The 22,793-nt window shown below is 48.9% G+C and carries 20 protein-coding genes, 1 tRNA gene and 4 pseudogenes; 12 read left to right on the top strand and 13 right to left on the bottom strand.

All coding sequences use genetic code 11. The annotated features are described in order from the left end of the window. Nucleotides 1-5: 5 nt before the first annotated feature. Nucleotides 6-128 carry a hypothetical protein gene (locus tag L5L94_RS03550; protein WP_028759944.1) on the top strand — a complete coding sequence of 41 codons (123 nt, stop codon included), beginning with the start codon at nt 6-8 and terminating at the stop codon, nt 126-128. Nucleotides 129-227: 99 nt separating this feature from the next. Here the strand turns inward: L5L94_RS03550 and L5L94_RS03545 are convergent, their stop codons facing one another. From L5L94_RS03545 to punR, 6 genes are all read right to left on the bottom strand, one after another. Next, complete coding sequence (locus L5L94_RS03545; RefSeq protein ID WP_028759945.1) at nt 228-566, bottom strand: TusE/DsrC/DsvC family sulfur relay protein; 339 nt, start codon at nt 564-566, stop codon at nt 228-230. After that, a complete protein-coding gene (tusB, locus tag L5L94_RS03540) occupies nt 560-841 on the bottom strand; it encodes a sulfurtransferase complex subunit TusB (RefSeq protein WP_168827719.1) in 282 nt (93 codons plus the stop codon). The genes L5L94_RS03545 and tusB overlap by 7 nt, the downstream gene beginning before the upstream one ends. Continuing rightward, nucleotides 841-1,197, bottom strand: coding sequence for a sulfurtransferase complex subunit TusC (gene tusC / locus L5L94_RS03535; protein WP_168827718.1), 357 nt, complete (start codon nt 1,195-1,197; stop codon nt 841-843). The genes tusB and tusC overlap by 1 nt, the downstream gene beginning before the upstream one ends. Nucleotides 1,198-1,211: 14 nt before the next feature. Next, nucleotides 1,212-1,601 (bottom strand): sulfurtransferase complex subunit TusD, encoded by a 390-nt coding sequence (gene tusD, locus L5L94_RS03530; RefSeq protein ID WP_028759948.1) that lies wholly within the window; start codon nt 1,599-1,601, stop codon nt 1,212-1,214. 69 nt (nt 1,602-1,670) lie between these two features. After that, complete coding sequence (locus tag L5L94_RS03525; RefSeq protein WP_028759949.1) at nt 1,671-2,330, bottom strand: Bax inhibitor-1/YccA family protein; 660 nt, start codon at nt 2,328-2,330, stop codon at nt 1,671-1,673. Nucleotides 2,331-2,668: 338 nt separating this feature from the next. Next, nucleotides 2,669-3,571 (bottom strand): DNA-binding transcriptional activator PunR, encoded by a 903-nt coding sequence (gene punR, locus L5L94_RS03520; RefSeq protein WP_028759950.1) that lies wholly within the window; start codon nt 3,569-3,571, stop codon nt 2,669-2,671. Nucleotides 3,572-3,686: 115 nt separating this feature from the next. Here punR and punC point away from each other — a divergent pair, with 115 nt between their 5' ends. Both punC and L5L94_RS03510 read left to right on the top strand, forming a co-directional pair. After that, entirely contained in the window at nt 3,687-4,958 is a 1,272-nt protein-coding gene (punC, locus tag L5L94_RS03515) for a purine nucleoside transporter PunC (protein WP_263161187.1), read from the top strand. An 80-nt stretch (nt 4,959-5,038) separates the two neighbouring features. Then, nucleotides 5,039-5,129 (top strand) — tRNA-Ser (locus L5L94_RS03510). 192 nt (nt 5,130-5,321) lie between these two features. Here L5L94_RS03510 and L5L94_RS03505 read toward each other — a convergent pair. The 4 genes and pseudogenes from L5L94_RS03505 to L5L94_RS03490 all read right to left on the bottom strand — a co-directional run. Beyond that, the gene (locus L5L94_RS03505) at nt 5,322-5,885 is read right to left on the bottom strand and encodes a hypothetical protein (protein WP_263161184.1); all 564 of its coding nucleotides are present in this window, start codon (nt 5,883-5,885) and stop codon (nt 5,322-5,324) included. Beyond that, the gene (locus L5L94_RS03500) at nt 5,882-6,226 is read right to left on the bottom strand and encodes a hypothetical protein (RefSeq protein WP_263161182.1); all 345 of its coding nucleotides are present in this window, start codon (nt 6,224-6,226) and stop codon (nt 5,882-5,884) included. The genes L5L94_RS03505 and L5L94_RS03500 overlap by 4 nt, the downstream gene beginning before the upstream one ends. After that, a complete protein-coding gene (locus L5L94_RS03495; protein ID WP_263161179.1) occupies nt 6,223-7,494 on the bottom strand; it encodes an MATE family efflux transporter in 1,272 nt (423 codons plus the stop codon). The genes L5L94_RS03500 and L5L94_RS03495 overlap by 4 nt, the downstream gene beginning before the upstream one ends. A 603-nt stretch (nt 7,495-8,097) precedes the next feature. Then, nucleotides 8,098-8,362, bottom strand: a pseudogene (locus L5L94_RS03490) (transposase); the annotation flags it as partial. A 170-nt stretch (nt 8,363-8,532) separates the two neighbouring features. On the opposite strand from L5L94_RS03490, the gene L5L94_RS03485 reads away from it, so the two are divergent. From L5L94_RS03485 to L5L94_RS03445, 9 genes and pseudogenes are all read left to right on the top strand, one after another. Further along, a complete protein-coding gene (locus L5L94_RS03485; protein ID WP_105252492.1) occupies nt 8,533-8,781 on the top strand; it encodes a heavy-metal-associated domain-containing protein in 249 nt (82 codons plus the stop codon). Between the two features lie 255 nt (nt 8,782-9,036). Further along, nucleotides 9,037-9,252, top strand: a pseudogene (locus L5L94_RS03480) (IS3 family transposase); the annotation flags it as partial. A 656-nt stretch (nt 9,253-9,908) separates the two neighbouring features. Next, a complete protein-coding gene (locus L5L94_RS03475) occupies nt 9,909-11,078 on the top strand; it encodes an efflux RND transporter periplasmic adaptor subunit (RefSeq protein WP_317629624.1) in 1,170 nt (389 codons plus the stop codon). Then, complete coding sequence (locus tag L5L94_RS03470) at nt 11,075-14,251, top strand: efflux RND transporter permease subunit (RefSeq protein ID WP_263161175.1); 3,177 nt, start codon at nt 11,075-11,077, stop codon at nt 14,249-14,251. The genes L5L94_RS03475 and L5L94_RS03470 overlap by 4 nt, the downstream gene beginning before the upstream one ends. Then, complete coding sequence (locus tag L5L94_RS03465; protein ID WP_263161172.1) at nt 14,248-15,714, top strand: efflux transporter outer membrane subunit; 1,467 nt, start codon at nt 14,248-14,250, stop codon at nt 15,712-15,714. The genes L5L94_RS03470 and L5L94_RS03465 overlap by 4 nt, the downstream gene beginning before the upstream one ends. 76 nt (nt 15,715-15,790) lie before the next feature. Then, complete coding sequence (locus L5L94_RS03460) at nt 15,791-18,298, top strand: heavy metal translocating P-type ATPase (RefSeq protein WP_263161169.1); 2,508 nt, start codon at nt 15,791-15,793, stop codon at nt 18,296-18,298. Nucleotides 18,299-18,381: 83 nt separating this feature from the next. After that, nucleotides 18,382-18,654: a hypothetical protein gene (locus tag L5L94_RS03455; RefSeq protein ID WP_219250782.1), complete on the top strand. Its 273-nt coding sequence runs from the start codon at nt 18,382-18,384 to the stop codon at nt 18,652-18,654. 20 nt (nt 18,655-18,674) lie between these two features. Continuing rightward, nucleotides 18,675-19,172, top strand: coding sequence for a Cu(I)-responsive transcriptional regulator (gene cueR, locus L5L94_RS03450; protein WP_263161164.1), 498 nt, complete (start codon nt 18,675-18,677; stop codon nt 19,170-19,172). 280 nt (nt 19,173-19,452) lie between these two features. Beyond that, nucleotides 19,453-19,623 (top strand): annotated as a pseudogene (locus L5L94_RS03445) (IS630 family transposase); the annotation flags it as partial. Here L5L94_RS03445 and L5L94_RS03440 read toward each other — a convergent pair. The 3 genes and pseudogenes from L5L94_RS03440 to L5L94_RS03430 all read right to left on the bottom strand — a co-directional run. After that, nucleotides 19,619-19,979 (bottom strand): annotated as a pseudogene (locus L5L94_RS03440) (transposase); the annotation flags it as partial. The pseudogenes L5L94_RS03445 and L5L94_RS03440 sit on opposite strands and share 5 nt — an antisense overlap. Nucleotides 19,980-21,049: 1,070 nt before the next feature. Next, entirely contained in the window at nt 21,050-22,345 is a 1,296-nt protein-coding gene (locus tag L5L94_RS03435; RefSeq protein ID WP_198573454.1) for a tyrosine-type recombinase/integrase, read from the bottom strand. Nucleotides 22,346-22,406: 61 nt separating this feature from the next. Continuing rightward, nucleotides 22,407-22,625: a hypothetical protein gene (locus L5L94_RS03430; protein ID WP_263161160.1), complete on the bottom strand. Its 219-nt coding sequence runs from the start codon at nt 22,623-22,625 to the stop codon at nt 22,407-22,409. Nucleotides 22,626-22,793 lie beyond the last annotated feature (168 nt).

The raw sequence follows: 22,793 nt of genomic DNA, 5'->3' as shown, positions 1-22,793 counted from the left end.
ATACTATGGATAAAGGCCAGCGCTATCTCCGTTGGCTTTCCTATACCGCTGTGATTGCAGTATTTTTTGCTGTAATGCTTGCCACCGTAGGCAAAGCCATCTGGGTTGTGTTAGAAAACGTCAAATAACCCTATCAACTTTGTTCAAGTAAAAAGAAAGGCATGTTTCCCAAGGGAACATGCCTTTTTGTTTGTATCATGTTTACGTGATGACTTAACCCTTTGCCATTAAATACACTTAGCTGGTTTGGGCAGGCCCGCGATTTTCGTTGCTTGTTTCGCAGGTCCAATCGGGAATAGGGTATATAAGTATTTTGAATTGCCTTTGTCTGGTCCTAAGGCTTGGCCAATGGCTTTAACTAATACACGGATAGCAGGGCTCGTTTTATATTCGAGATAGAAATCTCGAACAAAGTTAATCACTTCCCAATGGGCTGGCGTAAGTAAAATTTGCTCTTCTGCTGCTAACAACAGGGCCATATCGGGTTGCCAATCGTTAAGATTTTTTAAATAACCTTGATGGTCACGGGCGATTTCTGCGCCATTAAATTGCAATGGATTTACCACGTTATCACCTTGTCATGGAGTAATGATTGAGCCACAAACTCATTGTAATCGATAAGCATCACGTTCTTTAAACGTTCGGATAGGCCACGTGCGATAACATCGTCTTTTAAGACCATCAACTTGAAGGGCGATAATGCCATTGCCCACTGGCGCAGCAGTAACGCGTTAACGCCATCGCTCGATAATAAAATCGCATCTTCCTTACAGGCGTAACGTAAACAAAGTTTCAGCGCGCTATCTCGACTGGGAGATGTTTGAATATGATGTAAAATCATTAGAATACTAAGACCTCATCCACTTGGTTTAAATGGGCTGCGATGGCTTCATCGTTGATTACTGTGACTGGGATCGACAGTAAGCCATGGCTTAAGCCGTAATCGGCTAAGGATTGCTTACAGACTAACACAGAGCCAATATCATACAGCGGCAGTGCTTTAAAGGTGGATATGTAATCTTTAGCACCGATAAGCTCAGGCTGTTGCTCTTTAATCAAATGCAACACACCTTCATCAACAAACACTAAACTCACTTCTTGTTCGAAGCTAGCGCTAAGCAGGGCAAGATCTAAACCTTCGCGGCCACGAACAGTACCATGTGGCGAGCAGCGAAATAGGATACACAATTTTTTCATAGTAGCCCTGAGAGTTAAAAACTGATCAAACGATCGGCCGATTCAATACCTGTGATTAGCTCACCTAAACCGCCCATGATAAATGACTCGCCCACATTCCAGTGGCTAAGGCCATTCTCGCTGGCATCTTGCTGACTCACAATGCCACGACGTAGCGCTGCAGAAACGCAATTGACTAACGGGACCTGATGGGATTGCGCCAGCTGTTTCCAGTCACTGATCACATCGTTTTCATCGGAGGCGGGTAAGCTTAAATCTGTGGAGTTATACACGCCATCTTGATAAAAAAACACACAGATAATCTGATGCCCAGCTAAAAGTGCAGCTTGGGAGAAGCGTAAGGCATTAACACTCGCCGACGTGCCATAAGCGGGCCCGTTCACTTGGATAATAAATTTGCTCATTTAAAATAAAAATGGCCCTAAAAGTAGGGCCATTCTAACGCAAGTTAAGCTAAAAATCGCTAACTAGGATTAGTCATCGTTGCCTATGCCCATCAGGTGCAACAGCGCGATGAAGAGGTTTAAGAAGTCTAGGTATAACGAGATAGTCGCGCGAATGTAATTAGTTTCGCCGCCATTGACGATACGGCTAGTATCAAACAGGATAAAACCTGTCATCAGTAACGCCAAGCCCGCGTTAATTGCCATAAAGGCAACACTGTTACCCATAAAAATATTAATCACAGCGGCGGCGATCACCACAATCAAGCCGGCAAATAAGAATCCACGTAGGAAAGAGAAATCTTTCTTAGTGGTCACGGCATAGGCTGATAACGCAACGAAAATCACTGACGTTAACCCCAGTGCTTGCATGATCAGCTGTGGACCGTTTGCCATACCCGCGTAGTGATTGAGCATGTAGCCCAGTGAAGCACCTTCCATACCCGTAAAGGCAAACACCCAGAAGATACCCGCTGCAGACTCGGCTTTACGTAACGTGACAAACAACAGTACTAGGCCACCAATCGATAAACCAATGGAGACTAACGGACTGATATTTAATGCCATTGCCAAACCCGCACACAGGGCAGAGAAGGCCAATGTCATCGATAACAGCATATAAGTGTTTTTAAGAAGTTTGTTCACTTCCAGTGTTGACGCACTCGTCGAATATAAGGTTTCTTGGGTCATGTTGATCTCCGTTGACACATTTCCAAACTGATCATTTTGATTTTTTACAGCACACTAAGTTCCCGTAAAATCCTAAAATGAACTTAACTGGTGCAATGATACCGTACATGAGATACGGGTGAAAGTCATAGAACCATGAATAACAAATTGTTAATCTTCAAAATTTTACTCAATTATTTATTTCAACTTTAACTGCAAAGCAAAAAAATAAGATTCTTGTATCTGCGTCTTCATCCACTATGAAGGTAAAAATTTAGTCTGTACATAAGCAGACGGTACACAATCACACTCAATGCTGATTTCAATGACTAGATCAGCATATTGAGTTTAAACCAAGCTTAAGCCAGCCACTCTTTGTGCAATTTTTCAGTATCGCCAAGATATTCCAGCACCCAAGCGAGTGCAGGCGACATCTTGTCAGCATTCCACGCCAAGCAACAAGGGCTTGTCTGCTTTGGATTTTCCAGTTGTTTTTCAACCAGCGCACCCGCCTTAATAAACACGCTCGCTAAATGCACTGGCATATAACCGACGCCTAAACCTTCGCGGAAACAGTTAATGGCACGGATCCAATCGGGTACAACGAGGCGACGTTGATTTTCGAGCAACCAAGTCATACGTTTTGGAATTTCCCGAGAAGTATCTTCTAAACAAATCGAGGGAAAAGGGCGCAGCTCATCGTCACTTAATGGGCGGTCAATACTGGCCAAGGGATGATTTTTACTAACAAGAAACGCCCACTCAATATCCCCCATGTCTTTATATTGGTAAACACCACCGACTGGAATTGCGGTTGTCGCACCAATAGCAATATCACTGCGACCAGTGGCGAGCGCTTCCCAAACCCCGTTAAAGACCTCAATGCGAATAATTAATTCAATATCATGGAAGTGTCGATAAAAGTCAGCAATTAATACGCTGATCCTGTCGGCACGGACGATATTATCAAGGGCTATGGACAAGGTGGGTTGCCAACCATTTGCCACGCGCTGAGTGCCACGTTTCATCTCGTCCATTTGCGTGAGCAAGGTTCTGGCTTGCTTCACAAAATGTTCACCCGCTGGTGTTAACGTTACGCTGCGATGATGCCGTTCAAAAAGAATGACGCCGAGTTCTTCTTCTATTTGCTTGACCGCGTAGCTCACGGCAGAGGGCACTTTATGTAGCCGATTCGCCGCCGCGGTGAAACTACCTACACGAGCCACAATATCAATGAGTTCTAGCGCTTGTTCTGAGAGCATAACTGACGTCCATTCCAATGAAAATAATTGATAGCACAAGTCAAAAATAAACGTTTCCAATAAATTTAACAAGTCTTTAGACTGCACACTTTAGTCAATCCGACCCGATTATTTTATGAAAACGTCTAGTAACACCTTTGTAAACATAAAGTTCTTTATGTTTCTATTCTATTTAGCCATGTTGAGCATGCTTGGCTTTATTGCCACTGACATGTATTTGCCTGCTTTCAAAGCAATTGAAAGCTCATTTAACAGCACACCATCACAGGTGGCGATGTCACTGACCTGTTTCCTTGCGGGTCTTGCCTTAGGTCAGCTGCTTTACGGCCCGTTAGTCAATAAAATCGGCAAACGTTGGGCACTGATCTTTGGCCTTGTTTTATTTGCCATTGCTAGCGTGTTTATTGCCAACAGTGATTCTATATTAATGCTCAATACCGCGCGCTTCTTCCAAGCCATTGGCGCCTGTAGCGCAGGGGTTATTTGGCAAGCTATTGTGGTAGAACAATATGATGCCGATAAAGCCCAAGGTATTTTCAGCAACATTATGCCATTGGTTGCATTATCGCCTGCATTAGCACCGATCCTTGGCGCTTATATTCTGAACGAATTAGGCTGGCGTGCAATCTTTATCTCCTTGTGTGTTATCGCTTTTCTGCTGGTATTGATGACCTTGTACTTTGTTCCAGGCAAGAGTCAACATAAACACAGTGAACATGTCGCTGTATCTTATGGGCAAATTTTGAAAAACACCCGCTATTTAGGCAACGTCGTGATCTTCGGTGCCTGTTCCGGTGCTTTCTTTGCCTACCTAACTGTGTGGCCGATTGTGATGGAAATGCACGGTTATCAAGCGACTGAAATTGGGTTAAGTTTTATCCCGCAAACCATCATGTTTATTGTCGGTGGTTATGCGAGTAAGTTACTGATAAAACGCATTGGCGGGCATCAAACACTCAATATCTTGTTGTCGATTTTCGCAGCCTGCGTTATTTCGATCATCATGTTCACGCTGATTTATCCCGCGAGCACGATTTTCCCACTGCTGATTTCGTTCTCTATTTTAGCGGCGGCCAATGGTGCAATTTATCCAATAGTCGTTAACAGCGCGCTACAGCAGTTTAGTCAGAATGCCGCTAAGGCCGCAGGATTACAGAACTTCTTACAGATCAGCATTGCCTTTGGTGCATCTAGCTTAGTTGCTATGTGGGCAAGCCTAGGTGAAGTGGCTATTGGTTGGGGTATCCTATGTTGCGCTATCTTAGTTGTGGTCGGCTATATACTTAAGAGTCAACAAGAGTGGGGCGACTTTGCCAAACATTTCACTAAGCCAGATCCCGCACGGGTAGGCATAATGTCCGATGTGAAGCAAAATCCAGCGGATTGAGTGTAATAGCAACAATTGGCGCGTAATTGAGAGTTAGTGCTTTACAGTCAACAGACTTACTTATATTATGCGCCTCGTTCGGAGGGGTGGCAGAGTGGTTTAATGCACCGGTCTTGAAAACCGGCGTGGGTTTATAGCCCACCCAGGGTTCAAATCCCTGCTCCTCCGCCATATTTAGTCAAAAAGCCGCTAAGCAATTAGCGGCTTTTTGCATTTTAGCTATTTTAGCCTTGCGTTTCTGATCCGAAACGCAGTGTTTCAGCCATATTTCACAAGCAAAGCCATCAGCAATGATGACTTTGCTTGTATTATTTAACTCTAGATTTCCTCATTCAACATGATGCCTGACAATCTCAGCCATCATTACACTTTGGGGAGTTTGTGTTGGATCATGGCAAGAGCAAAGGAATGCCAATCTGCATAAGCATAGCTGCTCACCAGATCTCGCAGGATAGTCGGTTCGCCAGCATTATCAACTGGTTGCAAAATTATCGGCAAATTCAGTGCATTGCAGTAATCCCGCCGCTCCACCACAAAAAACTGCTTCTTGTAGGGGAGTAGCAATGTGTCCTCAGCTTGCGTATTAAACTCACGCGCGGCTAAATAACCAGTAAACCAATGATTCAGTAGTGTCTCGCATTGCTTAGTGTGGAATAAGTTTCCCCAATCATCCCCGAGTATGGCTTGACCCGACAGGACTCGCTGACAATGATGAAAATCGATAAAGCCTAGCTCACGAGCAATCACTTGTTGGCAATGCTTTAGCTGGAGATCTGAGTATAAGATGCCCAACTTCGCTATTAAGGTTGTGACTCTTTGCTTGGCTGGCAGCTCATCCTGCTGACAAGCCTTGAGCAGCTTTTTAGCGCGAATTTTGGTTTCATTTAATGCGATAACACTTGAGTCTTGCATATTGGCTAACTTCATTTTGCATTACCTCCATGACTGACTCGATTTGCTCGCGGCACGTGAATGAAAGGCCAAATACTGATGATCAATAAACTCAAGAGACAAGCTAAAATGTCCGCGATTGGAAAGGCCATCCATAACTCAATCAAAGCGTTTGGCATGATATTAATGTTTAATACACCTGTGATAAATGAAATATCTGTAAAGGATAGTTGAGGTAACAGGACCAGCAGGGGCAATAACAAACCATAGATTTTTATCCCAGATAATAGCAATGCAAGCTTAGGGCGGTTTGTGCCTTGATACACAGCAATTGCGATACCTGTGATCCCCGCCAAAGGTAAGGCGATAAACGTCACACTCGAAATCTTAATACAGGCGGCAATGAGTGCGAGGTCATCGGTGAAAATACCAAAACCGAGGTAGGAAACTCCATAAATATAATTGTCACTACACTCAGATAACAGCAGGTCAAGACGATTCCCCATTTAGCACACGCTAACACCCGAGAAGATGCCATCGCCCCATAGTTATAGGCACTGATCGTCTGTGCTGCACTGGTTAGAGCCATGAGCGGCAGGGCGATAAAGATATTAAAGCGTCCGATCAAACCATAAGCGCTGATCATGTACGCGACCTCATTCGCCGCTGGCGTATTGGGCACTGCATTGGCTAAATGACTGACTAAAATATGATTTACCAATGAGATCACGCAGGCAATCCCAAGATATGACAATAGTATTGGGCTACCTAAGCCAAGAATCGCTTTTATCTCAGTGAGGTTGAGCTTTATCTGCTCTATTCTAAAACAAATAGGCTGGGCAGCTTGCCGATGAAGCGCCTGCTTATTGGCAAAGCGGTTATTGGGAACAAAATAGACGACGGCGATAAATAGACTCACACATTGGCCCGCTACCGTTGCCCACGCCGCACCACTTACTCCCATCTCCAAAACGGCAATAAAGAGTGTATCGAACAGGATGTTCATGACCGCCGACAACAAGATAACCAGCAGCATCACCATGACTTTGCCTTGTGCTCTGAGTAAATCGCCGCTAAGGGATAACAAAAAGGTGAACTGACTAAAACAGAGAATGGGTTGTAGATACTCTGTAGCAGCTAAGGCAAGTGTTGAGCTTACCCCAATAAACGCTAATAGATTATCGAGCTGGGCGAGTGACACGACAGTGACGATCACGCCGCAACATAGGGCTAACGCGAAACCGGTGTTCGCGATTTGACTCGCCTTATCAAATTCGTTTGCCCCTAAAAATCGGCTCACTAAGGTCGCAGTCCCATTTCCTATCATGCAGGCTAAAGCGAAAATCATCATTTGTAACGGGAAGGCAATCGTTACCCCAGCCAATGCATCGGCACCGATGTATTTCAAAATAAAATATGAGTCGACTAAGTTGTAGCTGCCGCTGAGCATCATGGCGAATGCCATGGGTAACGCAAAACGCAAATACAAAGTAGGGATAGCTAACGTACCTAAGGACTCTGTTGACTGAGATCCTGAATGAGATTTCCCGTGGGAGGGTGTTTCGGTGGCTGCCAAGGGTACAATGTCAGAAGGTTCAACATTGATACCGGCGGGTTTGAAAGTGTTAGCGGTTGCATGTTTCACAAACAATTCTCCTAAGTTTATTGGCATTCCGCTAAGCCAAACTTATTTGATTGCTGTGGGTTCGATATGAAATCGATTCGCAACGCTGTTAATTTATCAGAGTGATATCATCTTTTGCGGACAGGCTTCTCTGCAACCTGCCGCGTACTATCGCGTACTATTCTCATTCCTCCGCCCTATGTCAATCACCAGCTTGTCGTATTTAACGGTAGCATTGAACCACTTCACATGTTAGTAGTAGATGAGCGATAAATTAATTACGTCATCCAACAAGCCACTTAAACCACTTTCTGTACCACAAGCTATCGCAAATTCAGTGCCTAGCGATGATATAAGAGTCCGTTGTACAAATACCTTTTAGTTGCGACACAAGCTGTCGCATCTATGCGTATAATATTAAAAAATAACGAATTGAGGTGCACTATGGATGGTCTAGTTATTGAGTCAATCAGCCTACTGACCTTGCTTGAAGTGGGTGATGTTCCATATACCGATCTGATGTTATGTTTCGCAAGCTGCCGTTTGCTGTAGTAAAAAACGTTATTGCTGATTTTACAGCTCGGGGCAGGGGGTTGGCTCGACCTTATTTAACCTGAGATCGGTTTAACTAGCCATAACTGCAATAGCATTAAACTCCCCGTTAGTGAGGTTCAGTTGTGGCTTATTGTCTTTTAATTGATAGGCGATGAGTCCCGCTATCATATTGAGCATAAATCCATGCACGCTGCGGTGTCTGGAGTGCTCTACTTAGGATATATTTTTTGATGGTTTCTATGATGAAAAGTCTCGACAGCATCGCTCTATCCCACAACAACATCGCCTTTTCTTTCATATTCTTACGCACGTTTGCCACCAGTGTGACCGCCTTTTTCCAGCAAGTACTGAGTAGTTATCAGATTGCAGCACTGGCGACCCCTGCTCACATTGTGCCATTTTGGCACAACTGGTACTGGGTAACATCACAGAAAATAAGCCTTGACCTTCTCCCTGTAGCAAGGTGCAGAATTTTAGCTGCCCACTTAGTAAAGGAGATTTACGATGTTAACGTTAAAAATTACCGATATGACCTGCAACCACTGCTTTGGCTTGATCAACCGTGCAATAAAGGAACTGGACGCCGATGCAGTCGTAACAGCAGATCTCACCAGCCGCAGTATCAATGTACAAAGCAGCCAATCGCAAGACGAAATACTCGACGCTCTGGAGGAAATTGGATATCCGGCCAAACCCGAGTCAACCTGTTGCAGTGTAGATAGAAGCAGCAAGTCGCAAAATACCGCCAATTGACAGTGCACCTTAGTGGAGGCTTGAGCTGTGTGCAGTGAAAGTTGCATGTACGGTTCTTAGGAGAGCAGCACCTAGTAACAGAGGTGCTGCTTATCCGCCCATAACGAGTTATAAATGGATATAATTTAAGGACAGAGTAATTGAATTTGTTTCCAAAAATGTAATATCACCGCCAATATAATGGTCAGACTCTGTATACCACTGCACCTGCTCCGGTCTAATTTTATTTCAGCACTTAATTTTGAGACAGTATGGGTAGGTGCGTGTTGGGATAATGCCTTCGTTGAGCGTTTCTTTGGTAGCTTTACACTATTGGATTTTTAACATTGCTCAACCAACAAGGGAGTTTTTAAGCTAGATGTGACTGTTTCAATGAAATATTAGAACTTGGAGTGACGTCATTCTGCTAATGGTGATCTGTCACCTGTAGAGTTCAAAAATTCTCAATTAAAATTGTCTAATATGGGTTGAACAGTACACTGAACGCTCACAGACAGAAGTAAATCTAATGCAATTAAGGCAATGGCACTCATGCGCTAGCCCTGATCAAACACCTGAGTGATCACCCCGAATTTAATCATAGTATCAGCTCCTCTTCATTTTGATTACTGCTCAGTCTGACACTTAAGACCAGAACATCATTTCCTGATTTCAGCCTGTATCTGCTTAGTTCTAAGCTCTAAATTTGCGAGTTTACATTGTCTCATATCCAAGTAGTCGAACAGTAAAACTCGCGAGTGTTTAATGCTGTTTGTTTGGAACTGCATTCAGGCCATTTCTGCTGTCAGCCCTAACATGAATGCAACCCGTCGGCTAAAGCTGCAAGCAGTAACAACACTTCCAATCGCTCTCGTTTGTAAGTGCAGTGGTCGTAGCTGCCAAGGTCGTATGTCTGGCTTTTTTGTCGAGGAAGTTTTCTTCTATGTGCATGCCTTAATACTTAGCGATTTTCGTCGCTGATCATGATTTTTTCGTCATCAGAGTTAGACTTCGCTGCGTCTCGCAAGGCCCCCCTTACTAATCAAAAAAAACACTTGACCTTCTAAGCGTAGTAAGCCGGATAAATACAGTAGGAGCTACCTCGGCTCAGCAAAACTAACTGTCGACTGCTATCGAGAAAGGAAAAAATGATGAAGGTCAAACGCATAACCATAACCACTGTGGCGCTAAGCGTTGCACTCGCTATCGCAGGATGCAAGGAGGCTATTCCCTCTGCCCGTCCCGCAAAGCCACCAAGCGTTCCGGTGGCCGAAGTGAGCGTTCGTCCGGTGACGCCATTTGTCGAACTCACAGGTTCGCTGACCGCGGTCAAGCGGGTTGAGCTGCGCCCGAGGGTTGCTGGCTATATTCAGAACGTAAGCCTGCCCGAGGGACGCTTCGTCGAAAAGGGCAGCGAGCTCTTTCTCATTGATCCTCGGGTGTTCCAAGCCGCGCTGAACGCCGCGACGGCGCACCTGCGCCAGGCTGAAACGGCATCGATACTTGCCCAAACGGAATATGCACGAGCCGAACAGCTATTTGCCCAAAAGATCGTTGCTCGTGATCGCTTCGACATCGCAACCGCCTCTATGAATGCAAGCAAAGCACAGGTCGACGCCGCAAAGGCAGCGGTGGATGCCGCACAATTGGATCTGAGTTTCGCACGTGTCACGGCGCCGATCAGTGGACGTGTCGGCCAAGCCCTCGTTACAGAAGGCAACTACGTCTTCAGCGGCGAGACGCCACTCACGACTATTGTTTCTATCGATCCCATCCACGTCTATTTCGATGTCGACGAACGCACTTATTTGCGATCGCTCGCCGCAGGCCGAGACCACACTACCACGCATGGTGCACAGGCGGAAAAGGTCATGGTGGCACTGCTCACCGACAAGACGTATTCGAGGCCAGGCCGTGTCGACTTCCTCTCCAACACCAGCGATCGTGGGACGGGAACAGTGCGTATCCGCGCTGTTGTCAACAACCCCGATGGGCATTTGACGCCCGGTCTTTTTGCCAAGGTTAAACTAGAGACCGGAGCGCCGCAAGCGAGGGTTCTGGTTTCCGATCATTCGATTAGTACCGATCAAGGTAGCCACTATGTGCTCGTTGTCGGCAAAGACGACAAGACGGAATATCGGCCCGTCGAGCTGGGTCCGGTGGTCGAGGGTTTGCGCGTGATCGAACAAGGTCTACAGCCCGGCGAGCACATCGTTGTCAAGGGGCTGGTAGGCCCAGGCATGCAGGTCACGCCACAGTCCGCTGCGATTGACGGTACACCTATTGCGGTGTCACAAACCTCGGGAGCCGTACAATGACATTCCCACGTTTTTTCATCGATCGCCCGATTGTTGCCATCGTCCTTTCAATTTTGATGGTGCTCGCTGGCATCGTTGCCTTCTTCCAATTGCCGCTCAGCGAGTATCCGACCGTGACGCCGCCGACGGTTCAGGTGACCGCTTCCTACCCGGGCGCCAATCCCAAGGTGATTGCAGAAACGGTAGCCGCGCCACTCGAGCAGGCGATCACCGGGGTCGAGGGCATGCTATACATGTCGTCGCAATCAGCCACTGACGGCCGAATGATCCTGACCGTCACGTTTGCGCAAGGGACGAATGCCGATATGGCACAGATCCAGGTACAAAACCGCGTCTCGCGCGCTCTGCCGCGTTTGCCGGAGGAGGTGCAGCGCCAAGGCGTCATTACGCAGAAGACCTCGCCGGACATCCTGATGGTGGTTCATCTGTTATCGCCAGACAAACGCTACGACCCTCTCTATATTTCGAACTACGCTTACCTCCAGGTGCGCGACGATCTGTCCCGTATCCCGGGAATCAGCGACGTTCTGGTTTGGGGAGCTGGTGAATATAGTATGCGGCTCTGGCTCGATCCGAGCCTGATCGCCGCACGAGGGCTGACAGCGGGCGATGTGATTGCCGCTGTGCGCGAGCAGAACGTACAGGTGGCAGCTGGTTCCGTCGGTCAGGCTCCCAATTCCAGTGCCGCGTTCCAAGTGACAGTGAACACGCTCGGGCGGTTAACTGATGAGGAGCAGTTCGGCGACATCATCATTCGTACGGGCGGCGACGGCCAGGTGACGCGCTTGCGCGATGTTGCCCGCATTGAGATGGGGGCCGATACCTACGCATTGCGCAGTCTGCTTGACGGTGAACCTGCCGTTGCGCTGCAAATCATCCAGAGTCCGGGCGCTAACGCACTCGACGTTGCTCAGGCGGTGCGTACAACCATGCAGTGGCTTGAAGGCAGCTTTCCGGAAGGACTCAGCTCGCGCATCGCGTATGACCCGACGGTGTTTGTTCGTGCCTCGCTGGAGTCGGTGGTAACCACCTTGTTGGAGGCGATTCTTCTTGTCGTTATCGTGGTGGTGCTGTTCCTGCGCAACTGGCGTGCTTCGCTCATACCCCTTATAGCGGTGCCGGTGTCGCTGATCGGCACCTTTGCCGTCATGCATCTGATGGGCTTCTCACTGAACACGTTGTCGTTGTTTGGCCTGGTGCTTTCAATCGGGATCGTCGTCGATGACGCGATCGTGGTGGTCGAGAATGTCGAACGTCACATCGAAAATGGTGAGGAACCCATACAGGCCGCGCGGCTTGCCATGGACGAAGTCACCGGTCCTATTATCGCGATTACCTCGGTGCTCGCCGCCGTTTTCATTCCGACCGCTTTTCTAAGTGGCTTGCAGGGTGAGTTCTATCGACAGTTTGCGCTCACGATTGCGATTTCAACCATTCTGTCGGCAGTTAATTCACTCACGCTCAGCCCTGCGCTCGCAGGACTCTTGTTGCGTCCGCGCCAGGCGGCAATAGTGCGTGTTCCACACAGTCTGCGTGGCCGCGCCGAACAGTTGTTTCGGACACTAGGCCAGCCGTTCCAGCATGCACCTGACGCTTATGGCAACACGGTGCGCAAAGTGGTGCGGATTAGCGGCGTGGCGCTTCTGGTTTACGCCGGACTCCTTGCGTTGACCTTCTTCGGATTCAAGGCCGTCCCGCCCGGCTTCGTGCCCATGCAGGACAAATATTATCTTGTCGCAATCGCCCAGCTGCCAAACGCCTCGTCACTGGACCGCACCGACGCAGTCGTCAAACAGATGTCGAAGATCGCGCTGACCGAATCAGGTGTCGAAAGTGTCGTTGCGTTTCCCGGCCTTTCTATCAATGGTTTCGTCAACGTGCCAAATGCCGCGGTCATATTCATCATGCTCGACCCGTTTAAAGATCGCATTACACCCGATCTCAGCGCGATGGCGATTGCGGGGCGCTTGCAAGCCCAATTTGCCAGCATCCCCGATGGTTTCCTCGGCGTGTTCCCGCCACCACCGGTGCCAGGCCTTGGCGCGACGGGCGGATTTAAGATGCAGGTCGAGGACCGCAGCGGTGCTGGGCTAGCAGCTCTGGTGCAGCAGACCCAGATCCTGATGACAAAAGCTACCGAGTCGGGCGAGGTGGCTGGGCTTATGACCAGTCTTGACATCAATGCGCCGCAGTTAGATGTCACCATCGATCGCACTCAGGTCATGAGCCAGGGGGTTCGTCTGGCGGATGTTTTCGAGTCGCTTCAGGTCTATCTCGGATCTCTATATATCAACGACTTCAACCGCTTCGGTCGAACCTATAAGGTGACGGCCCAAGCCGATGCAGACCACCGCATGCAAGCCGAATCTATCGGCCGCCTGCAGGTGCGCAACGCGGCCGGAGATATGCTGCCGTTGTCCTCCTTTGTCACTGTGACGCCAAGTGCCGGCCCAGAACGCGTAATGCACTACAATGGTTACCCTACGGCCGACATCTCGGGCGGTGCGATGGCTGGCGTCAGCTCGGGGCAGGCTGTTGCGGTCATGGAACGATTAGCCAAGGAGGTTTTGCCTGAAGGCATGAGCTTCGAATGGACTGATCTTACCTACCAGCAAAAACTGACTGGCGATTCTGCGCTGTTCATTTTCCCATTGTGCGTGCTGCTCGCTTATCTCATCCTCGCCGCGCAATACAACAGCTGGCTGCTGCCTCTGGCGGTTCTGCTGATCGTGCCGATGTGTCTTTTGAGCGCGATTACCGGTGTCTGGCTGGCTGGGGGCGACAACAACGTCTTTGTGCAGATTGGGCTTATCGTGCTCGTCGGTTTGGCGGCCAAAAACGCAATATTGATCGTCGAGTTTGCACGCAGCCTCGAAGCTGCAGGAACAAGTGCGCTGGAGGCGGTCGTTGAGGCTTGTCGATTGCGGTTGCGGCCTATTGTGATGACCTCATTGGCATTTATTGCTGGCGTCGTACCGTTGATATTGGCAAGCGGTGCTGGGGCCGAAATGCGTCAGGCTATGGGGATTGCGGTCTTCGCAGGTATGCTCGGCGTGACATTGTTCGGATTATTCTTGACGCCGGTTTTTTATGTAGTGATACGTGGCTTGGAGGCTCACTTCGAGCGGCACAGTTCAAGTGCTAAGCCGCACATTGAGGAGAGCATGTCATGAGAAGTCCATACCAAGCAGTTCTGTTACCCCTGAGTGCGCTAATCTTGACTGGATGCGCGGCGGTGGGCCCAAACTACTCACTACCTTCATCGCAGTTTCCGGCCAGTTTCAGTGAGCCTCCCGCCGGTCTTGGAACAGGGGCCGTTGAGGTGAAGTGGTGGGGCACCTTCGACGATCCAGCTCTGAACATCATGATCCAGCTGGCGCTCGCGGCGAACCATGACATAGGTATCGCTGTCGTTCGGCTCGAAGAGGCAAAGGCCATGTTGGGTGAGAGCCGTCAGGGCTTCCTGCCGAGCGGTGGCGCTGAGCTTGGTTATGAGAACCGTCGCCGGAGTGAGGTCGAGACGCCCCATAGTCAGTCGCGTCAGATAGAAACCTATCGCGGCGCGGTAGACGCTTCCTGGGAAATCGATCTTTTTGGCCGTGTGCGGCGATCGGTGGAGGCCGCTCAGGCGCAAGCAGGCTCCCGCGAGGCTCTGCTGCGTGGTGTGCAGGCGGGGGTCGCTGCTGCGGTGGCTGCCACTTGGTTCGAGCTACGCGGTATCGAGGCCGAACTAGCTGTAGCCGCCGACATCAGCCAAAGCCAGCGCGAAAGCCTGAGCCTGGTCGAACGTCTCGTGCACGCCGGTTCTGCCAGCGAATTCGACCAGCTCCGTGCCGAGGCCTTGTTGCACCATGTCGAGGTGGCCGTGCCCGAACTGGAGCGCCACCGTGCGGCCTCCAGCAATGCACTGGCCATCCTTCTTGGCGAAACGCCCCTGACGTTTAGACCACCCGCTGTAACGCCTGCGCGTGAAGCGCTTGCAGTTCGAACAATCGCCGTGGGCGATCCCGCAGCACTCCTTTCTCGGCGTGCTGATATTGCGGCGGCTGAACGGACTCTCGCTGCGGCGACCGCTCGGATTGGGGTCGAGACGGCTGGTTTCTACCCCGAGATCCAAGTGCATGGTTCAATCGGGCTTGTTGCTGGAAGTCTCGATGAAGTAAATGGCTCCGGAGTGTTGTCCAGCTTCCTCGGCCCGGTCATTCGCTGGTCTCTTTTCGATACTGGGCGCGTGCGTGCCCGCATCGCCGCCAGCGAGGCACGTACCCAAGAGGCGTTGATCGTCTACGACCAGACCGTGTTGCGCGCACTGCAGGAAACCGATGATGCCTTCAAAGCCTATGGCGCCGCGGGTAGCACGCTTGAGCTGCGTCTGCTTGAGTCAGCTGCAAATCGCGAGGCGGCTCGTCTTGCCCGTGTGCGGTTCTCAGCAGGTGAAGGCATCTACCTTGATGTGCTCGAAGCCGAACGGTCCGACTTTGCAAGCCGGCGTGCGCTGGCAATCGCTCGCACCCACCAACAGCTTGCCGTTGTCAGCATCTACAAGGCGCTGGGTGGCGGCTGGGAGATCTGCGCGCAGGCGGAGCAGGACTGCAGTGGCGCCGACGGCATTTCGAACGGACGCGTCGTGAAATAAATCACACATAGGACTTGACCTTCCCATGGTTGGAAGCATTAAGCTTTTTTTAACTCAACATTTAAGGAGTAGTTCAATGGCTTCTGTTTCCTTGCCACAAAACGCCAATCAATCCGTGTCCGCAGGCACTCGTCTGAGCCTGCCTGTCGAAGGCATGACGTGTGCATCATGTGTCGGCCGTGTCGAGCGAGCGTTGAAAGCGGTCCCCGGAGTGCAGACAACCGTGGTCAATCTCGCCACTGAACGCGCCGACATGACTTTCACCGGCGTAGCCAATCCGCAGGCGGCTGTCCACGCCATTCAGAGCGCTGGCTACACCATTCGCGAAGAGACCATCGAGTTGGCGATCGAGGACATGACCTGCGCATCGTGTGTGGGCCGGGTAGAGAAAGCGCTCGTAAAAATTCCGGGCGTGCTCGAAGCCACTGTAAATCTGGCGACCGAGCGCGCGAGGGTGCGCCATTTTGCAGGGTGCGTCTCCACGGCAGATCTTGAAGCCGCTGTCGAACAGGCGGGTTACAAGCCCCGTCGCTTGTCCGCCGAAACGGCGAATGCTGGCGATCAGGACTCTGAGCGTCGTGAGAGCGAGGCGCGGGCACTGCGACGTTCTTTCATCACTGCAGCCATCCTCACCTTGCCCGTATTCATCCTTGAGATGGGCTCTCACCTTATTCCCGCCATGCATCATTGGGTGATGGGGGCTCTGGGGCAACAGACCAACTGGTATGTGCAGTTCGTGCTCGCCACCCTGGTCCTGTTCGGTCCGGGTCAGCGCTTCTTCCTAAAAGGGGTACCGGCGTTGCTGCGCGGTGCTCCTGACATGAACTCACTGGTCTCGGTCGGCACCGCGGCGGCTTATGGCTATTCGATCGTCGCAACCTTTGCCCCTGAAGCGCTGCCGCAAGGCACTGCCAACGTCTATTTTGAAGCTGCTGCGGTCATCGTTACCTTGATCCTACTCGGACGCATGCTGGAGGCGCGCGCCAAGGGGCGAACCTCACAAGCGATCAAGCGGCTCGTCGGACTTCAGGCTAAGACCGCGCGCGTCCAGCGCAACGGCGAAACGTTTGAAATACCGCTCGATCAGGTGATGACTAGTGACATAGTGCTCGTTCGTCCGGGCGAGAAGATTCCGGTCGACGGCGAAGTCGTCGAAGGTGCCTCTTATGTTGACGAGAGCATGATCACCGGCGAGCCGGTGCCCGTATCTAAAGGGGTGGGAGCCGAAGTTGTCGGCGGCACTATCAACAAGACGGGCGCTTTCAGTTTTTGCGTCACCAAGGTCGGCGCGAATACGGTGCTCGCGCAGATCATTCGTCTGGTCGAGCAAGCGCAGGGGTCAAAGCTGCCGATCCAGGCGCTGGTCGACAAAGTGACCATGTGGTTCGTCCCAGCGGTGATGGCAGCTGCCACGATGACCTTCCTAGTCTGGCTAATCTTCGGCCCGTCCCCAGCGCTGACCTTTGCGCTCGTTAATGCGGTCGCGGTTCTTATTATCGCTTGTCCGTGCGCTATGGGACTGGCAACGCCGACCTCAATCATGGTTGGCACCGGCCGTGCGGCCGAGCTCGGCGTACTCTTTCGTAAGGGCGAAGCCTTGCAGGCGTTGCGCGATGTGAGCGTTATCGCGCTCGACAAAACCGGCACGCTGACCAAAGGACGCCCCGAGCTGACCGATCTCGTGCCTGCCGAGGGATTTGAATACAACGAAGTTCTTGCTCTTGTTGCGGCCGTCGAGACCCGCTCCGAGCACCCGATTGCCGAATCGATCGTCACAGCCGCAAAGCAGTTGAACCTCACCCTTGCACCTATCGAGAGCTTCGACGCAACACCGGGCTTCGGCGTGTCGGCCAAGGTCGCAGGTCGTACCGTCGCCGTCGGTGCGGATCGGTTTATGACGCAGCTCGGTCTGGATGTGTCGAGCTTGCAGTCCACCGCCCTGCGTCTTGGCGAGCAAGGCAAGAGCCCACTTTATGCCGCGATCGACGGCCGCTTGGCAGCGGTGATTGCAGTCGCAGATCCAATCAAAGAAACAACGCCCGAAGCAATCAAGGCGCTGCACGCGCTCGGACTGAAAGTCGCGATGATCACTGGCGACAATGCGGCGACCGCTGCGGCGATTGCCGAGCAGCTTGGCATCGATGAAGTCTTAGCCGAGGTTCTCCCCGATGGTAAAGTCGAGGCGCTGAAGAAGTTCCGGAACAATGGCGCGCGAGTCGCCTTCGTGGGAGACGGTATCAACGACGCACCAGCACTCGCCGAAGCTGATGTTGGGCTCGCTATCTGCACGGGAACCGATGTAGCGATAGAAGCTGCTGACGTGGTGCTAATGTCGGGCGACTTGCGTGGCGTGACGAATGCGATCGCGCTTAGTCAGGCCACGATCCGTAACATTAAGCAGAACCTTTTCTGGGCCTTCGCCTACAACGCCGTGTTGATCCCGGTTGCGGCGGGTGCGCTCTACCCGTTGAATGGCACCTTGCTTTCGCCAATTTTCGCAGCGGCCGCAATGGCACTTTCCAGTATATTTGTGCTCGGCAACGCGCTCCGACTCAAGCGCTTCAGGGCTCCGATGATGGTTTAAACCCACACCAAGTCATTGGCTTTTGGGGTGGTAGCACAAAAGTCACGCTTGGTAGACGAATATTGTTGAAGGAGTAACACAACATGTTTTCACCAAATATGCCCTTGGATCACCTCAAGGACGATTATAGCGACGCCCGAGAACATCTCTTTGCCATTGCAAGAGTCGTCACACCTGAGGTGTTGCGGGACTACGACCATGATATCCATTTGACCACCACATTAGCTCTGAGCAATCTTCAGATGGAATATAGACAACATGAATGCAATCTTAATACCTGTATGCCGACGTGTTCTTTACGCCCAGAGAAATATCTGTGCGTAGGTAAACCTCAGTTTTTGGGCGTATTTGATTAATTTACTAGAAGGAGAGAATGATGAATATTGGTCAAGCAGCCAAGTTGTCCGGCATCTCGGCGAAGATGATTCGCTACTACGAACAGATTGGCTTGATACCCAAAGCTAATCGTTCTGATGCTGGCTACCGAAATTACAGCTCGGCAGACGCGCAAAGCTTTCGCTTCATCCGTCGCGCACGCGACCTTGGCTTTTCTGTCGAACAAATCTCGGAGCTCCTGCTCTTGTGGTGCAATCGAGATCGCGCGAGCGCCGACGTTAAGGCGTTGGCGCTCTCCCATGCCGACGGACTGAAGGCGAAGATCGTTGAACTACAAGCTATGGTGCAAACGCTCGAGCAGCTAGCCGAAAATTGCCATGGCGATGGCCGCCCGGATTGCCCGATCCTTGCGGATTTGGCTGAGCCAAGCGCTGCAGCTAAAGAACGTTCGCAAGTTCCACATAGAACACCTCGATTTGGGAGTGACACACCCGCCTCGTCACGCCATCGTCACGCCATCGTCCGCCACGGTGACTAACTCGTGAGCTTCTTCGATGGCGGCGTTTTCCAAGTTAGTTGCCACTATTGACTTACGCATCGAAGAAGCCCAAAAAGCACAATCATCAAGTTCTGTACAAGAACCAATACTAATCAAAACCAGCTCCAGAGGATGACCTATATAATGAATGTTCAATAAAATTACGCTAAGCGCGATAATCATTTTTTGTTTTTCAGCCCAGGTATAAAGCCAACGCCAGCAATACAATTTACATTAATTATGTGGCCTAATTGATATTCGCTTTTTAATTATAAAAAATATGAATAATCCGAACATCGTAGCCTTAGTAAATCGTAGCCTTAGTAAATCGGAGAAAAGTGCACGCAAACGTAGGCGCTATTTAGGCTTACTCCATTTCAGCGAAGGTAATTCTCGTACCGCTCTCGCAAGTATGCTGGTCAGTAGAATCAGTGTGAAACGATGGATAACAGTGTTATGGGAAACCGGTTAGATTGCTGTTTGATGAAACTAAATTTTACTTCATTATTTCTCTCGCAAAGAAGGCGCTGGCCTCGGTGTGCCCCTTGGGTATTTTTATCATTTCTTTCTCCATGCGTAATAATTTTTTTATATACGAAATTTCTTCAACTCATTACGTTCAGACTATTCTAAGGTAAGGCCTTGCTGCAAGGCTTCGTGTTTTTCCTTCCAGTTGTAAAGCAGACTAGTGCTAACTCCAAGAGGCTTTTTCGCATCGGCAACGCTATAACCTTGCTCCAGCACCATCAAGACGGCTTCATCCTTAAATGCCTGCGGATAACTCTTATGTGATTTGTTCAGACTCATATTGACCTCTTAATTTATTGACCATACTGTCTCAAAGTTAAGTGTCCGATGGGATTAGACCAGAACACGCTATCAGGGGCAGTGTTATGGATATCAATCCCATTTAAAAGTCATTCGTATTAATAACTAACCGTAACTGTTCAACATTAAGCTACTCAGAAGTTATGGAGGTTAAACCGCTTAAGTAGGCGTTATCCATAGAAATTTTAATTCTAAATTCACTAATTCGAGCTAAAAGTCTAACTTGAAAATGTCCAGAAATGAGCTGGGTGGGGTCGAGTTGAGATTGTCCGATTAAGTCTAGCAATTTAATCAACGCTGTCAGTTCATATATGAGCTAGTACACATAATGATTTTTGTCCCAAAGAAGGTTAGGGCGCTTCACTCGATATCTATAAAAACTCCTGAAAATGACATATTTATGTCCATAGCGGCTCAAAATCGGCAACATCTTAGTATTTTATTGTGACTTTTGGGACAAGCATAAGCGCGTTGCTAGGTGTTTCTGGCTAGTTTGCGAGTCCAATATACCAAAGCATTCACGTAGCGACGATTAAATTGTTTAAGATACAGTCAAGTGGAACTGGTGATGTGTTCGAACGACTCCGATGTTGATAAATCACGTCATCAACATTACAACAAATTAATAGGTAAGATTAAGCAGTGGAAATATAGCTACGAACCAATTTCAATTAAGCTTGGTAAACCTATGAATTATTGTAAGTAATCATTCTAATGGAGCGACATAATTTGATTGGGGCATTGTTTCATAAAATTCATTTCTAACACGTCATCTATACTTCAAAAGTGTTCGCATAGCTGCGTGTGAGATGCGCTTTGTCAAAAAGCAGCAAACACAAAGTTTAATGCGCTCTGGATGAACAGCTTTGCACCATAATGGAGCAAAGCTGTTGGCGGAGTGAATTATAGCCTTGATATATAATAACAAAAGTCAGACTCACGAAATGACACAAAACTCATTTGGAATGACAAGCCACTAGCAACAAACTTAGTTAATCGTACTAGAACCAATTTAACATAATATACATTGTGCGCAGTTTTGTATGGAATCACTCTATACCTTTCAAATGATCGATTGGTTTGTTAAATGCACTTTCATGACGTTCAATTTGGCTTGTGTGCAAATATTGCGATGTAGTGTCGATACTTTCGTGACCAGCATCGGCTTGTACATGGGATAACGGTCTGCGGTTAATGTTGATATCGTGCGTAATGCCAGTGTGACGAATATTGTGGGCAGTAAGTTTGCGCATCTGCGCCGCATCTTGTGTAAAGCCATCGATTTCTATACGTTCTGCAGCCAGATTAATTATTTTTTGAATTTCATCGCGGACATGACGAATACCAAGATTGGCATTGAGGATACCAACATCTCGACCGCGTCCAGCAGCTTTGTGCCGTACAAACAAAGGATGATTTTCGTTTGGTCCAGGATAATCCGTTAATCCTAAAAACTGACGATATTTGACTAACGCATCGAGCAAGGCTTTTGAAATCGCAACACTGCGTCTTTTACCACCTTTACTCAACGGAATATGAAAACTCCAGATGCCCGTTTGCTGATTACGCTTAAACTGGTTCATCACCGGCGAATAACCTGCACGTGCAGACACATCTGAAATGCGTAAATAACAGCAATAAATCAATGTAATGAGGAATAAACTTCTTTGATGTAACTCAGGAAATTCTTCTGCTAGTCCAGTAACGGTCGCCATAATATATGACCACTGTAATTCAGTGAATGCGAGACTATTTTCATCTTCATGACTTTGACGCTGATATTGCCTGTTTGCTGCAAATCGACTGTGATTAAGCCAGATTTGTGCAGGATTCCGCTCACAATATTCTTCACTTGTCAGGTACGAATAAAACGAAGACAAAATGGCCATTTTTGTTTTTAACGCATTATCGCTTAACACATAAGGCTGGATTTGCCCGAGTTGTTTTTTGCCGACAAATGGTCGCCATTGCGAGTTTGGAACCCGTTCATCATGCAGTTTATCGTACTTAAACTGTGGCACATTAAAATAACCGATCAGTGCTATCGGCGGTGCTTGGCAATAATCAACGTAACGACTCATGTCTTTGCGCGTAACTTGAATGGGAGACATTGAAACCACATCAAAACACCAATGCAGAAACGTAGTGAGTTCACTGCGATAAGCTTTATAGTTGTTTTCATTATGCTTTTGCTCAAATAGCCAATCACTGGCATGCTCGATGACTAAGCCCGCATCAACCACCTTTTTCATGCTAATTTGGGTTATATATTGGTTAACAATACTATTGCCAACTTGTATGAATTCAAATGAGTCAAATAACGGGATTACTGGAGGAAGTTGCATATTACATCTGAATTATAAGAGTTTCTTGTATGATAATACTTAAACGCAAATGCCGATAATGTTATTTATCGGCATCAAGATATATCAGATTTTTAGCGCAACTTGAAAATGAACATTGCTGACAAGTAATACGCTTTTTGCAACAGATCAAGCATAGCTGCCACACTTGCTGTTTCGATTGGCTATCTAAGCACGTGAAGTCAGATGCGCAGATGTGTCCATCATGTATCAGCTGTGCCAATTTATGCGCTGAAATTGATAAGTTAATTCGATTCGTCATGCCCTTTCCCTCCCTATCATTGTTTGATAGTAATAGAATACACAAATGAGAATTGTTATCAACAATGTAATTTAAGGATTGCCACTCACCTCGTTATTTTATGCAAGATTTTGCACCGCTTTGAAATGTGTCTACTACACTGATTATGTGATCATTATTTTTACTTGA

Source organism: Shewanella sp. SM21 (genome assembly GCF_025654335.1).
Lineage (GTDB): Bacteria > Pseudomonadota > Gammaproteobacteria > Enterobacterales > Shewanellaceae > Shewanella > Shewanella oncorhynchi.
Note: the sequence above shows the minus strand (reverse complement) of the source record. Positions and strands in the feature narration are given on the sequence as shown.